This is a genomic window from Mycobacterium kyogaense (assembly GCF_036946525.1).
Taxonomy (GTDB): Bacteria; Actinomycetota; Actinomycetes; order Mycobacteriales; family Mycobacteriaceae; genus Mycobacterium; species Mycobacterium kyogaense_A.
On sequence record NZ_JAQIIY010000005.1, the window covers coordinates 1 to 13,778 of the forward strand.

Annotated in this window: 13 protein-coding genes and 3 pseudogenes; 6 read left to right on the top strand and 10 right to left on the bottom strand. The window is 66.7% G+C overall.

Annotated elements, in window-relative coordinates; all coding sequences use genetic code 11:
* A partial coding sequence (locus PGN37_RS02020) for a protoporphyrinogen/coproporphyrinogen oxidase (RefSeq protein WP_335329362.1) occupies window positions 1-926 on the top strand: 926 nt, incomplete at its 5' end.
* A 430-nt stretch (window positions 927-1,356) separates the two neighbouring features.
* On the opposite strand, the gene PGN37_RS02025 is transcribed toward PGN37_RS02020, so the two are convergent.
* Window positions 1,357-1,809 (bottom strand): CAP domain-containing protein, encoded by a 453-nt coding sequence (locus PGN37_RS02025; RefSeq protein WP_335329372.1) that lies wholly within the window; start codon window positions 1,807-1,809, stop codon window positions 1,357-1,359.
* 188 nt (window positions 1,810-1,997) lie between these two features.
* Here PGN37_RS02025 and PGN37_RS02030 point away from each other — a divergent pair.
* Window positions 1,998-2,649: pseudogene (locus PGN37_RS02030) on the top strand (TetR/AcrR family transcriptional regulator).
* A gap of 1 nt (window position 2,650) precedes the next feature.
* Here PGN37_RS02030 and PGN37_RS02035 read toward each other — a convergent pair.
* Entirely contained in the window at window positions 2,651-3,676 is a 1,026-nt protein-coding gene (locus PGN37_RS02035; RefSeq protein WP_335329363.1) for a phosphotransferase family protein, read from the bottom strand.
* Window positions 3,677-3,810: 134 nt separating this feature from the next.
* On the opposite strand from PGN37_RS02035, the gene PGN37_RS02040 reads away from it, so the two are divergent.
* Together PGN37_RS02040 and PGN37_RS02045 are read left to right on the top strand one after the other, a co-directional pair.
* Complete coding sequence (locus PGN37_RS02040) at window positions 3,811-4,575, top strand: hypothetical protein (RefSeq protein WP_335329364.1); 765 nt, start codon at window positions 3,811-3,813, stop codon at window positions 4,573-4,575.
* Window positions 4,576-4,849: 274 nt separating this feature from the next.
* A complete protein-coding gene (locus PGN37_RS02045) occupies window positions 4,850-5,209 on the top strand; it encodes a DUF732 domain-containing protein (RefSeq protein WP_442932825.1) in 360 nt (119 codons plus the stop codon).
* A gap of 28 nt (window positions 5,210-5,237) precedes the next feature.
* Here the strand turns inward: PGN37_RS02045 and PGN37_RS02050 are convergent, their stop codons facing one another.
* From PGN37_RS02050 to PGN37_RS02070, 5 genes and pseudogenes are all read right to left on the bottom strand, one after another.
* Entirely contained in the window at window positions 5,238-5,597 is a 360-nt protein-coding gene (locus tag PGN37_RS02050) for a methyltransferase (protein ID WP_335329374.1), read from the bottom strand.
* The gene (locus PGN37_RS02055) at window positions 5,509-6,228 is read right to left on the bottom strand and encodes a methyltransferase (RefSeq protein WP_442932827.1); all 720 of its coding nucleotides are present in this window, start codon (window positions 6,226-6,228) and stop codon (window positions 5,509-5,511) included. The genes PGN37_RS02050 and PGN37_RS02055 overlap by 89 nt, the downstream gene beginning before the upstream one ends.
* A 211-nt stretch (window positions 6,229-6,439) precedes the next feature.
* Window positions 6,440-7,555, bottom strand: a complete 1,116-nt coding sequence (locus tag PGN37_RS02060; RefSeq protein ID WP_335329366.1) for a TDT family transporter — start codon at window positions 7,553-7,555, stop codon at window positions 6,440-6,442.
* A 69-nt stretch (window positions 7,556-7,624) separates the two neighbouring features.
* Window positions 7,625-8,571, bottom strand: a pseudogene (locus PGN37_RS02065) (LysR family transcriptional regulator).
* A gap of 10 nt (window positions 8,572-8,581) precedes the next feature.
* Window positions 8,582-9,649 (bottom strand): sulfite oxidase, encoded by a 1,068-nt coding sequence (locus PGN37_RS02070; protein WP_335329367.1) that lies wholly within the window; start codon window positions 9,647-9,649, stop codon window positions 8,582-8,584.
* A 95-nt stretch (window positions 9,650-9,744) separates the two neighbouring features.
* Here PGN37_RS02070 and PGN37_RS02075 point away from each other — a divergent pair, with 95 nt between their 5' ends.
* Entirely contained in the window at window positions 9,745-10,533 is a 789-nt protein-coding gene (locus tag PGN37_RS02075; protein WP_335329368.1) for a class I SAM-dependent methyltransferase, read from the top strand.
* Window positions 10,534-10,543: 10 nt separating this feature from the next.
* Here the strand turns inward: PGN37_RS02075 and PGN37_RS02080 are convergent, their stop codons facing one another.
* Window positions 10,544-11,242 (bottom strand): TetR/AcrR family transcriptional regulator, encoded by a 699-nt coding sequence (locus PGN37_RS02080; RefSeq protein WP_335329369.1) that lies wholly within the window; start codon window positions 11,240-11,242, stop codon window positions 10,544-10,546.
* 143 nt (window positions 11,243-11,385) lie between these two features.
* On the opposite strand from PGN37_RS02080, the gene PGN37_RS02085 reads away from it, so the two are divergent.
* Window positions 11,386-12,132, top strand: coding sequence for a 3-oxoacyl-ACP reductase family protein (locus PGN37_RS02085; RefSeq protein ID WP_335329370.1), 747 nt, complete (start codon window positions 11,386-11,388; stop codon window positions 12,130-12,132).
* Window positions 12,133-12,153: 21 nt separating this feature from the next.
* Here the strand turns inward: PGN37_RS02085 and PGN37_RS02090 are convergent, their stop codons facing one another.
* Both PGN37_RS02090 and PGN37_RS02095 read right to left on the bottom strand, forming a co-directional pair.
* Window positions 12,154-13,497 carry an NAD-dependent succinate-semialdehyde dehydrogenase gene (locus PGN37_RS02090; RefSeq protein ID WP_335329371.1) on the bottom strand — a complete coding sequence of 448 codons (1,344 nt, stop codon included), beginning with the start codon at window positions 13,495-13,497 and terminating at the stop codon, window positions 12,154-12,156.
* A 49-nt stretch (window positions 13,498-13,546) separates the two neighbouring features.
* Window positions 13,547-13,778: pseudogene (locus PGN37_RS02095) on the bottom strand (hypothetical protein); the annotation flags it as partial.

The window sequence follows — 13,778 nt, forward strand, 5'->3', positions numbered from 1 at the left end:
TCGACCGTGGCGAGGACATGGAGACCTGGGCCCGGCGCCGGCTGGGCGACACACTCTTCGAGTGTTTCGTCCGACCGTTGATCGAACCGTCCTTCGGCACCGACTGCCGGGACCTGTCGGTGCCCTACCTGCAGGGCATCATGAAGCGCGCCCACCGTGCCAAGTTCTTCCTGCCGCGGGACGGGATGGGAGAGCTGTGCGTCGCGCTGACCAGGGACGTCAAAGTCGAGCTGCAGACTGAGGTCGAGGCCGTCGACGCCCGCACCGACAAGGTCGAGGTCAGGACCTCCGACGGCGAAGTCCTGACCGCGGAGGGAATCGTCGTCGCGACGGACTCGGTCAGCGCCGCCACGATCCTCGCACCGAATCTCGACGAGCAGTCCGTGAAGGCATTGAGGTCCGCGCCGTATGCCTCGATGGCCCACGTGAACCTGCGGTGGGCAGAAGATCCTCTGCCGGACAACGAATTCGAGATGCTGCTTCCGGTGGGGACAGGTCCCCGGCCGTTGCTGGGCACCATCATGAAGACGTCACGGACGTCGCGTCTGGTGCCGGCTGGCGCCCGGATGACCGATTCCTACTTCTCCAGTGAGGCGACGCGCACCCTCAGCGATGACGAGCTGATAAACGTTGCACTGCAGCATGTCTCCGACATCTACGGATGCGACCTACCTGATACCGTCGCGGAGGTCTTCTCGATAGACCGCGCGCTGGCCGTGTCACCTCCCGGGTCACTACCGCGCGATGAAGAGGGTGCGCGACTCGCTTCCCCCCAGAATCGGGATCGCCGGGGACTATCTGGCCCACCTCGGAGTGGAAACCGCCGTCGTCAGCGGCGAACGCGCTGCGCAGCGTCTGCTGGCGTCGCGACCCGCAGCCCTATGAGTGCGGCGACTGCCCCCGCTTGCGGAAGTCCCAACTGGTGATCTTGCTGGGCCTCACCCGCAGCCATCCGTGGCGGCCGTCGTCGGTGAACTCCGCCCCGTCGAAGTACTTGCGCGCGAAGAGGCGTTCGGGTTCGGCGAGTGACTCGTCACAACCCCCTGTTCGTGGTGCATCACCCACAACTGTTGCAGCACCCAGTATTTCGACGCCGCGCAGCTCTCCGTAGGTTTCGCCAGCGTCGACGGAGACCGCGATGCGGGGCTCACGGATGGCATCTGCCCACCGCTGACTCTTGACCAGCGAGTAGAGCCACAGATCCGTGCCGTCCCAGACGAACCACAGCGGTTGTGACGTGCGGCTGTCCGCCCGGACTCACGGTCCCGACGCGGCAGGTCCGCTGCTCGGCCAGGAATGCGTCGAGTTCCGCCGGTGTCATCGCGATCGAACGGGCTCGACGCTGCGGACGGGCGGTCACGAGGCGGGGTGACCGTACACGGCGACGACAACGGAGCGGTCCAGGCTGTTCAGTGACCAGACGCCCATCTGTGTGTTCGCGCAGTTCTGCATGACGGCCAGCGACACGGGGTTGTAGTACCACTGCTGGATGATCTCGATTCCGCTGATCGCGAGCGCCGGGTTGATCGCCACGGTCTGCTGCACAGTGCCCCGATAGCCCGCGGCCTCGGCACGGGACTGCGGGGTGGAGCCGTCAGAGCCGAGGTCTCCGTCCAGTGCGCGATTGTTCAGCACGTCGTTGGCGTGCCACTCGGCGGCGAGTTGCAGCTGGGGGTTGCGGATCACGTTGTTGGTGCAGCCGGCCTGATGCTGGACCGTGTAGACATTGGCAATCACGCTCTGGTTCAAGCGCCGGTTATCTGCCTGTGCTGGAGCGGAAGTCGCGACCGCCACCACTGCACTGGCCAGAACGGCGCAGAGAACGGTGCGGTGGCGTACTGACCGATCACGCGCGGTCGCCGTCGATGTCACCCCAACAGACTGCGCAATCGCACCGCTGCGGTCAAGAGTTTTCTAAACAGAGTTAAATCGCTGCGATGCGCGCTCATCACACCATGACGGGGCTCTACGCGCCCTGCGCGTCGTATCATCGACCAATGGCCAGGCAGAATGCCCGCATGGCGTCGACTGCGGATCAGCAGGGCGAGGCTTCGGCATCGAAGTCCGCATTGACGCGGTCGCGCATTCTCGATGCAGCCGCGCGCGTCCTCTCCGAGCATGGGTATGCAGGCCTCCGCCTCACCGACGTCGCTGCTGCCGCCGAGCTGCAGGCCCCGGCGATCTACTACTACTTCCCGTCACGGGGAAGACCTCATCGAAGAGGTGATGTGGTCCGGCATCGCCGACATGCGGGTGCACGTGACGTCCGCCCTCGACGAGGTCCCCGACGGCACGCCCGCGCTGGACCGTCTGCTGATCGCCGCGGAAGCCCACCTGCGCCACGAGCTCGAGATCTCCGACTACACGACGGCGTCCATCCGAAACGCAGGGCAGGTTCCGCAGTCCATCAGGCGGCGGCAGATTCTCGAAGAGGAACGCTACGGAGAGATCTGGCGCCGGCTCGTCAACGACGTCGCGCGCGAGGGGCTGCTGCGGCCGGAGCTGGATCTCTACATCGCTCAGATGTTGATCCTGGGCGCACTGAACTGGGCGGTGGAATGGTGGAACCCGCGCCGCGGTTCCGTGGAGGCGGTGGTCGCCAATGCGCAGTCCATGATCCGGCACGGTCTCGTCGTCGATCCGTCCTGAATCATCCCGCGCCGACGAGGTGCTCCTGCGCGGAAGACAGCAGCGATTCGATCGTCGATTCGAGCTCTTCGGGATCGACTGCGCCGTGAGAGCCCATCACACCCGCGCGCCGGCGTTGGAGAACTCCGCGGAGTAGACCTGCGGCTCGCCATTGCGTGAACGCGCGGTACACCCCCAGTGCGATCGGATCGATACCCGACGCGTCCCGGTAGACCTCGATCATCTCGTCGCGGGACGGGAAGCCGCCTGCCCGAGTCGGGCTGGGCATCACGATGCGCTGCTCCTGGGGTGAGCGCCAATCGTCAAGCAGCCAAGCGACATCGGCCATCGGGTCACCGATCGTGCACAGCTCCCAGTCCAAGACTGCTGAGATCGCACCGGCCTCGACGAGCAGATTGGACAGGCGGTAGTCGCCGTGCATGATGACCGGCTGCGGTTGCGGGGGCAGACGTGTGACGAGGGTCGAGCGCACAGCCGCCCAGTCGGAGTCCAGCGCGCTCCCGTCGGCGTAGCGATCCCAGGCCTCGGTGATACGCCGGATCTGGCGAACCAGATACGGGGTGCGCGATGGGGTCAGGCCCAGCGAAGACGGGTCGAGCCGGTGCAGCCGGCCGAGAGTCTCGGCCACCGACACACCGAGTGCGTGACGCTGATCAGGTATCAGCTCGAGCGCGTCTGCTTCGTCCTCCAGCGCAGCTCCGGGCACCTTCTCCATGACCACGAACGGGCACCCGTCAGGACCCGTGCCGGTGCCGACGACGACAGGCACCGGGATGGAGCTGGCGGCCAGGCCGCGCAGGATCTGCGCTTCGCGCTCGATGTCGTGCGCGGTCGCTGCGGCGCGGCCGGGAGGAGGCTCGCGCATGACCCACTCGCCGGACGCGCTGTCGGTGATCAGCGTGGTGATGTTCGACTGTCCGAAGCCCACGCGAGTGATCGAGACAGGCGGGCTGACGTTCTGACCGTGCGCCCGCAGCCACTGCACGACGAGCTCGGGTTCCTGCCACATGCGCCGATCGGTTGTCACGTGCTGTGCTCCTCGAGGTGTCCAGTCCAGGCGACCGCAATCATGAAAAGCATGACCCAGGGATTGTTTTTAGTCTAGATTCGATTAATCATGGGACCAGGATCGTGACGAGTTCCGACGATCGAGGAGATGCGATGACGATCACGGCCGGGCGGCAGGATGTTGCCTCCACCTCTCGACTGTCCCTGGATTACCGACTACTCCGCGTCGCCCTGTGGACGGTCTGCGTGTACGCGGGGCTGGGACTTCTCGGCTTCGCCGTCTTCGCGGGGTTCTGGCCACCACCCAGCCAGGATCTCGACGCCGCCGGAATCGCGGAGTACTTCCGCAGCCATGAAACCGGGATCAGGATCGGCATGGTCCTCATGGTCGTCGGGGCGCCCTGCTACTACACCTGGAGCATCGCGCTCTCGAAGATCATCGGGCGCATGGAAGGCCGGATGGGACCGCTGTCCATGACCGAGGTCATCGGCGGCTTAATGACCGGCGTGGTGACTGCGGTCCCTGCCATCATCTGGCAGACGGCGGTGTTCCGCACCGAGGTGAGATCACCGGAGATGGTGCAGATGCTCTACGACTTCGGATGGTTCTTCTTCGATCTCACGTTCATGTTCTCGTTCCTGCAGAGTTGTGCACTCGGCCTGGCGATCCTGCTCGACAAGCGCACGACGCCCCTCTTCCCGCGCTGGACCGGCTACGTCTGCTTCCTCACTGCCGCGGTGTACATTCCGCTGAGCCTCGTTCCCTTCGTTCGCACAGGACCTTTCGCATGGCACGGCGTGCTGAACTTCTGGGCGGTGTTCGTGATGTTCTTCGTCCTCATCGTGGTGCTGACGCCGTATGCCTTCAAGGCATTACGCACCCTCGAGGCCGAAGACCGACTCGCCGCGACCGTGTGACACCGGACATGCGGCAGAAGAGCACGGCACGCGCGCTGTGGAGAGGGCTGCGAGTGGGGCTATGCGCCCTGGGAATCGCCGTGGCATCGTCAGCTCCCGCGGTTGCTCAGCCCGCCGACAATCCCTGCACTCTCGCCGTGTCGTTCTTCTGTCAGTTCGTGCCGATGGCGCCAGATCTCGACGGCGATGTCGATCTCACGACGAACCAGACGTCGAGCGCGCTTTTGCCGGACACCGCGCCACCCGCTGATCCCTGTGTGAGTGGGTGCATCTGATGCCGTCGACAGTAGTCCGGAGAAGGGCAGCACTGATCGCGACGATGCTTGCGGCAGGCGCTGTCTCGGCAATCCCGGTGGCGTCAGCAGTGCCTGCGCCGGAGGTGGAGTACACGTACAACGTCGTGGTGCGCCGTCATTTCGACTTCCCCAACAACGATGCCCTGGGTTATGGCTGGGGCATCTGCGACAAACTCGCCAAGGGCGCGCCGTACGCCCAGCTGATGGCCGACACGAAGAGAGACGTGTTCCCCAACGACGAACAGGCCGCAAACTACGTGGTGTCTTATGCCGTCGGCATCCTGTGCCCCGCACAGATCTGGCAGCTCCGGAACTCTGCTGCGGGTTACCGGCCGTAGTCTGGCGTCAATACATCTGCAGCGGTTGCTATCCCGCGACTTTCGCGGCCTCGATGATGTCGTGCGGCACGACCGAGAAGGTCCGTCCGGTGGGCCGCAACCCGGCGCCGGCGAGTAGCTCCTCGAATTCCGCTGTGGAGCGCAGCTTTCCGCCGTCGCGTTGGGTGAGGGTGTGCAGATCGAGCAGAGGTGAGAACGGATTCGGTCGATGGGGCGGCTGGAGATATTCGACGACGAGAAGTGTGGCGCCGACGGGCATACTCGCCGCCACGGTCGCGAAGACCTTGGCGCAGCGCTCGTCATCCCAGTCGTGGAGAACGTCTTTGAGGATGTAGACGTCGGCGGTGGCCTCGATGGAACCGAAGATGTCCCCCTCGACACGGTCGATCCGGTCCGCGACGCCCCGTTCGGCGAGAAAAGCGATCTGCCTCGGCGATCATCGCGGCACTGTCAACCAGGATGCCCCGCAGATCCTCGCGCTCGGTCACGATGACCGATAGCAGGGTGCCGATTCCGCCGGCCACGTCGCATACCACCGCACCGTCAGGCCACGGGTAGACCCGCGCGATCCCGCGGGCGATCATGCTCGTTGCCTGGCGCATGGTCGCGGCGAAGACCTGCTGCTCATCCGGATGGGCGTCGTACCAGTCCCACACCGACATGCCGTGCACGATCTCGAACGCGCTGCGGCCGCTGCGCACGCTCTCGGCGAGACCACCCCACGCGTCGACGGTCGACCGCATCCCCTTGTAGCGCATCCAGGCGCGCAGTGAGGCGGGATGGTCGCTGCTCAGCACCGCACCCATGCGGGTCAACGTCGCTGCCCCCGTTCGGCGATCCAGGGTGCACAGACCGCACGCGACCGCACCACGCAGCAGACGATGCACGGTGTCAGCATCGCCATCGACGCGAGCGGCGATCTGCTGTGCGGTCATCGGCCCGTCGGCAAGTACGTCGGCGATTCCCGAGTTCTGCGATGGTCGCCGCGATCTGTACGCCTGCAAGCCCTTCCCCGACATCGAGCATCGCGAACTGGGGCGGCACCAATCTGTCGGCGAATCGCTTGAGTCCACGCCGGAGCGCGAGCGTGGCCAGCACCACGGGGAGAGGCGTCGACGGCATCCGTGCAGGCTACCTGCGGGGGTACTCGCATCGGGATAGCAGCCACGGTCGCGATATCGGCCCGGGAGCAGCCCGGAAGGCTATCCCGCGGGGGGCTCGGATGAGGGTTCAGCGGGGGCCGAGGAGCTCGCCGCGGACGCTGCCGTGCACGGTCCGTGTCGCCACCAGGCACCAGGTTGCGAGCAAGCACACGTAGCTGATCGCCGCGGCGATGCGCAGAGCCGGTAGCCCGGTGTGCAGAGCCAGCTGCGTAGTACCGGTGACGAAGGTGCCGACCGGGAAGGTCAGGCTCCACCACGTCAACGCAAACGGCATGCCGCGGCGCAGGGTTCGCACGGTGAGCGATGTCGCCAGCACGATCCACAGGACCGCGAAACCCCACACGGGAACGCCGAAGAGCACGGCGAAGATCTGGAGGCCGCCAGCGATCTGGGGATCGATAGCTGTTGCAGCGCTGCTACCCAGAAGTCCCGCCGCGGTGACGGACTGACCCAGTGGCCCGAGCACGATCCACAGCGTGGCGACCCGCGCGGTGCCGGACGTGCCGTAATGGACGAGCCTGCTCCAGATCATCGTGGTGATGATCAATGCGGCGATCATCGACAGGCCGAACATGGCGAAGCAGGCGTAGAGCATCGTGGCGCGACCCGTCTCGCTGGCGATGTGCGGGATGAGCAGGGCCCCCGTCGCGGCCGACACCATCGGCGGCACCACCGGCATCAGCCAGCCGCCGAAAGCGGCATCCGGGCCGACGTCGTGCTGGGTGACCATCATGAACGGAATGGTGGCCGCGGTGACGAGCCCGCCCGCCGTGCCGAGGATCCACAGCGTCCAATCCAGGCGCAGAGCGACGTCCGCGCCGATGAGGTCGCCGCCGACCAGCAGGGCACCGGCGCCGACGGTGAGAAGCGCCATCGGGGCGGCGCCGTAGAAATGTGCCATCGACGCGTTGCGGGCATGGCCGCGGGCGACGGCGGGATGTCTCACCCAGAACGAGCCGACGAGCAGAACCAGCACCGCGAGCAGCGCTGCGGCAAGGACCCAGACCACCTGGGCGAATCCGCGCAGCCCCGGCACCTGAATCGGCAGGCTGGCGGCGGCGGTGGCGACGATCCCGGTTCCCATCACCGAGGCGAACCAGTTGGGTCCGACGTGGTGGAGCCGCCGAGGCGTCGGCTCCACCAGGTCGATCGTTTCGGGAAGGGTGAGCGTGGATTGCTGCATGATTGTCACGCTAGGAGCTGCAGTACCTCACCGACAGTCACTGGGACACAAGCGATGTTTGTGACATGATCACTCGCGTCGATGGCGTCGAGTGGCGGCGATGTGGCTCAGCAGGTCACGTGCGGCGCCCGCGGGGGGGAGTGCCGGCGCCCACCCAGACGGCGCGCAGGGCGCGGCGAAGGTCGAGGCCAGCCACCTCGACGGCATGCAGACGCCCGAGTTCGAGATCGTCGGCGACAGCCAACCCACTCAGGACGGCCGGTCCCGCATCCGCGAGCACCGCGGCGCGGACCGCTGCGGCGCTGGACAGCTCGAGCGCGGGGCGCAACCTGTTCGGCGTCGGTGACACTTCGGAGCGCGGTGGTGAGGAATTCTCTTGTGCCCGAGCCCTTCTCGCGAGTCACCAGCGCGGCTGCGGCGAGTTCCTCGGCGGAGATCGGCTGTGGTCGACGCGCCCACCTGTGCGTGGAAGGCACCACGACCACCAGCTCGTCGTGGGCGACCGTGCTGCTGCGCAGCGGTCGCGGTACGCCGGGGCTCTCGACGAAGCCCAGATCGGCGCGGCCATCGCGGAGTGCCGCGATCACCTGCTCGCTGTTGGCTGCGGTCAGGATGACGTCCGGCGGTGTCGCACGCTGGCGGGTGACGGTCTCCCGCCAGCTCACCAACCAGCGGGGGAGGAGCTGCTCGGCGACGGTCAGGCTCGCGGTGATGCGCAACCGGGTCTTGGTGTCGTCACGCAATGTGGCCAGGCCGGCGTCTACTTCGTGCGCCACGGTGAGCAGGCGATCGGCCCACTGCGCGGCGACCGCACCGGCCGCGGTCAGGCGAGACCCGGTCTTGTTGCGGGTTACCAGACGCACACCGGTCTGGCGCTCCAGGGCGGCGATGCGCGCGGACACGGCCTGCTGGGTCAGCCCGCACTCCCGTCCCGCGCCACTGAGGCTGCCGGTGCGCGCGATCGCGAGAAGGACCTCCAACGACGTGAGATCCGGCATCCTCGCGCTCAGCTGCACATGGACGACCCTAGGGGGAACTGACGGTCACCGGGTGAGCCAGGATCGACTCGTGCAGATATCCGAGCTCGTTCCACGCGGTGCGCTCCGGCTGAGTCCTGCCGCGGTCATCGGTGGCTCGAACACGTAGGACGTGGTCCCCAGGAGTCGCATCCCAGCGGAATCCCCACCGTGCCCATACCCCCGCTGAGCCAGGCGAGGTGATGGTGGCCGGTAGCCAGGGACCGTCGTCGATCTGGTACTCGACCCGCGTGATCGATCCTTCGCCGGCGAAGGCGCGACCCCGGATCAGCTGCGGCCCAGCCGACAGCGCCGCCGGCCATGGGAGCTCGACGAGGCTGGACAGAGCCGGTTCGGTGATGGCCGGGCCGCGAGCTGGGCCCTCAGCGGGCTGACCCGGGCCGATCACGACGTAATCCTCGGTGTTCCAGGGCGTGTAGAGATGTTGCGTGTTGACCTCGATGCGACCCAGCCACTTGATGCTCGCCGCTCCCAGCCAGCCGGACACCACCAGCCGCGCGGGGAATCCGTGGTCCACGGGAAGAGATTCGCCGTTCATGGCGAGCGCGACGATCGTGTCGTCGGCGAGAGCCTTGGCCAGCGGCAGCGGCCTTCGGGCCCGGATCTGATCGAGGGACTCCGGCATCACTTCGAGAGCGTCATCGGTGATGTCTGCCGCTGTCAGCAGTTCGCGGAGCCGCACCCCGGTCCACTCCGCGGTGCTGATCGCCCCCCGCCCCCATTGCGTGCCCTCGAAGGTGTGCCCCACCTCCTCTCCGAACAAGGTGCGCCGATTGCCCGCGCACTCCAACGTCCGGACCATCGAAACGAGTGGAAAGTCGTTGCGTAACTGGGCCAGCGAGTACTCCCGCGTCCTTCGCACGGCGTAGCCTTCGATGCGAAGCGCCCAGGTGTCCACGTCGATGCGGGGCGACGGAGCATGGCTGCGGATGAAGAACCGGTCGTTGGGTGTGATGTCGCCGAGCATCTCTGTCGGGCTGGTTCCATAGTCGAGCCCGGTCCCAGCGTCTTCCATCAGCTCTGAGGGCGTCGGCTTGACCACCGCGGATTCCGTCACGCTTGCACCATAGGCCGCGCGCCAGCCTGGTAGCCAGCTTTGCCTGAACGGCAAGACTTATTGTCAAAGGCTCGTGTGCTCGTCAGGCTGTACGCATGGTTCCTCCCATCGACGTGGCGCTGTACGAACGCAACGGCGAACCGCTGACCGCACAATGCATTCCACTCGCCTTCGAGATGGTCGGCGGCATCTCATCCGGTACTCACGTACTCGACGTCGCCTGTGGTCCCGGGGGGTTGAGCGTGGCCGCCGCCGGTCTCGGTGCCCGCGTGGTGGCCACCGACTTCGCCGCACCGATGGTGGAGCGGGCGGGGCAACGGCTGGCTCCCTTCCCCGGATGCTCGGCGACGGTCATGGATGCGCAGGCGCTCGACTTCGACGACGACACCTTCGACGTCGCCTTCTCGATGTTCGGGGTCATCAACCTGCCCGACTGGCGGGCCGGCCTGCGGGAGTTGACGCGCGTGACTCGGGTCGGCGGCCGCGGTTGCATCAGCAGTTGGGAGGACCCGCGGACGGTGGCAGCTGTGGCCGTGCTGGTCGACGCGATGGCCGAGGTGTTCCCGGACCGGGAACCGATCCCGGTGCCGGAGGGGGTCATGCTCGCCGCGAAACCCGATGTGCTGCAGGAGTGTATGACGGTCGCAGGATTTCGCGACGTCACGGTGGCGCCGGTGCAGATCGTCTGGGACGGTCCGGCGGTATCGCAGTTCCTCGACGAGCTGGACGAGACGTTCGGCTTCATGCCCCCGTATCTGGCGCTGACGGCCGAGGAACGTGAGCTTCTCACGCCCGCGCTGCTTGCCGCCGCCCAACGGCGCGCGGGCACCGACGGTAGGTTACGCATCGACGCCACAGCGCATCTCGCCGCGGGGACCGTCTGAGCGAGAGGGCTCAGTTCGGGCGCGGCATGGGCGCGGGCCAGTCGGCCGGCGAATCCGCCAGCGCCGACATGTCGGGCAGTGGAAGCGCGCACAGAGTCGCGGCCTGCTTGACCGGGATCCCGAACGTGCGCAACAGGCTCCCGGCGATCTCGTCGACCGTGGCGTCGGCGTCGCGATCGGGCTTTTCTCGCAGCAGAGTGGCCAACCCGATCAACGCGCCGCCGGCCAGGGCCAGGCCGGTGTCGGGATCGGCGACCACGAAACGGCCGGCGTCGATGGCCGCGGTGATGTCGCGATGCGCGCGCGGCGAAAGACCGTGTTCGGAGAAGATCAGCGAGCCGGCGTTGGCCAGCAGTAGCGCAGCCTCCTGGCGTCGATACCGAAACAGCCTGCCGGCGAGCCGAAACCGCGTGATGAAGGCTTCCGCCGGGTCGGTGATCGAGTCGGTGTAGACGTCGAGGAGCGCGCCCATCTGATCGAGAGCGTCGGTCAGGGCCGCCTCGAAGAGCTGCTCCTTGCTCTCGAAGTGGTTGTAGAACGACCCCATTCCGACGTCGGCGGCCTGTGTGATCTCCAGGATCGGCACGGCGAGCTTGCCTTCGGCGATGAACCCCTGCGCTGCACGCACCAGGGCTGCCCGAGTGCGCATCTTGCGCCGCTGGAGCCGATTGACGGGCTGCTCGGCACCGTCGCTCTCAGGCACGTCCACCGCCGCAGGATAGCAGCCCTACCTCATTTCTGAGGATTTCGTCATATAGGGGGCTTTCGGTGAACGAGGAATCTTTCCGCTGCGCGGTCGCTTGTGCTTGGGCGTGAGGCCGAACGATTCGGCCGACGACGAAAGAGAATGCGATGACGAGTCCTCTGTCTGGAAAACGTGCCCTGGTCACCGGCGGTTCGAGAGGTATCGGGGCAGGGGTCGTGCGTCGGCTCGTTGCCGACGGTGCCGCGGTGGCGTTCACCTACCAATCGTCGCCGGCACCCGCGCAGAGCCTGGTCGACGAACTGACCGCAGCCGGCGCCACGGTGGTCGCACTGCAGGCCGACAGCGCCGACGCCGCAGCGGTCACCGACGTCGTGCAGGCGGCAGCCACAGCGCTCGGCGGTCTCGACATCCTTGTAAACAACGCCGGTATCGCGTACGGCGCGCCCATCGAGGAGTTCTCCCTCGACGACTTCGACCGTCTGATCGCGATCAACGTGCGCGGCGTCTTCGCAGCCACCAAGGCCGCTGTCCCGCACCTCGGGCAGGGCGGTCGCATCATCACGATCGGCAGCGTCAACGCCGACCGCGCACCGATGGCCGGCCTGTCGGGTTACGCCCTGACCAAGGCCGCCGTCGCCGGGTTCACCCGCGGGCTGGTGCGCGAACTCGCTCCGCGCGGAATCACCGTCAACACCATCCAGCCCGGCCCGGTGAACACCGACATGAACCCGGAAGAGGGCGGCGACTTCTCCGAGTACGTGCGTCCGCTGATCGCCGTCGGCCGGTACGGCCAGCCCGCCGACATCGCCAGTGCGGTCGCATATCTGGCGTCGCCAGAAGCCGGCTACGTCACTGGGGTGACGTGGAACGTCGACGGCGGTTTCGTCATCTGATCGCCGTCATCCGATCGCGCCTCAGTCGACGATGCGAATGAGCTTCTTGTTGACGAACTCGTCCATGCCGAAGCGGCCCAGTTCCCGACCGAAACCCGAGCGCTTCACGCCGCCGAAGGGCAGCTCGACGCCTTCGGCGCCGACAGCGTTGACGAACACCATGCCGGCCTCGATCTTGTCGGCCACCCGCTTGGCCTGTTCGCCGTCGGTGGTGAAGACGTAGGAGCCGAGCCCGAACGGGGTGTCGTTGGCCAGCTCGACCGCCTCCTGCTCGTCGGCGACCTTGTACACCGATGCGACGGGTCCGAAGAGCTCCTCGCGATAGTCGCGCGGCATGTCGGTGAGCACCCCCGGCGGGAAGTGGGCGCCCTTGCGCTCACCTTGGCTCGTCAGGTTGGCGCCCGCGTCGACGGCACGCTTCACCTGATCTTCCAGGCGTTCGGCGGCCGCGACGGACGACAGCGGTGCCAGGCCGTCGGCCTTGCTCAGCACCTTCTCGGTGAACTTGCCGAGGAACTCGTCATAGACGTTCTCGGCGACGATGATGCGCTTGGCCGCGTTGCAGGCCTGACCGGTGTTCTCGAAGCGCCCGTCGACCGCGGCCTCCACGGTGGCCTCCAGATCATCGGTCGACAGCACGATGAACGGGTCGGAACCACCCAGTTCGAGCACGACCTTCTTCAAGTTGCGGCCCGCGATCTCGGCCACGGCAGCGCCGGCCCGCTCCGATCCCGTCAGCGACACTCCCTGCACCCGGGGGTCGGCGATCGCCTCGGCGATCTGCTCGTTGGTGGCGTAGACGTTGACGTAGGCGCCCTCGGGGAAGCCGGCGTCGGTGAAGATCTTCTGCAGAGCCTCGGCCGATTCCGGACACTGCGGCGCGTGCTTGAGCACGATGGTGTTGCCGATCGTCAGGTTGGGGCCGGCGAAACGGGCCACCTGGTAGTACGGGTAGTTCCACGGCATGATGCCCAGCAGCACACCCACCGAGCTGCGGCGGATCAGCGCCGACCCCTCGCCGTCGAGGAGATCGATCGGCTCGTCGGCGAGGAACTTCTCGGCGTTGTCCGCGTAGTAGGTGTAGATCGCCGCGCTGAACTCCACCTCGCCGACCGACTGGTCCAGCGGCTTGCCCATCTCGCGCTGGATGATGCGGGCCAACTCCTCTTTGCGCTCCTCGTGCAGCTCGCCCACCCGACGGATGAGGGCCGCCCGGTCAGCGACCGACGAGGTGCGCGACCACTCGCGGTGCGCCGCATCCGCCGCGGCGATCGCCTGCTCGATCTGCTCGTCGGTGGCCGTCGGGTATTCCTTGACCAACTCGCCGGTGGACGGGTCGACCACTGCGTACATAGACGTGCTCATCGACAGTTTGCTCCTCGAGATCGGGCTGTTAAGGCCATGCGCCGCCAGTCTAGGTCGCCGTCTTCGGGGGCGTGTCGAGTTCGTCGGCGTCGGGAATCGCCTCTCCCATGTTGACCGACAGCGGGCGGCGGAATAATCGCGTAAGCCACAGCAGCACAACGATTCCGATGGCGAACCAGATGATTCCGTACCGGGTGGACTCGGGCGACAGATAGAGCCACAGCAACACGGTGGCCGCGACCCCGATGCCGGGCAGCACGATGTTGCGGAAGATCTGTCCC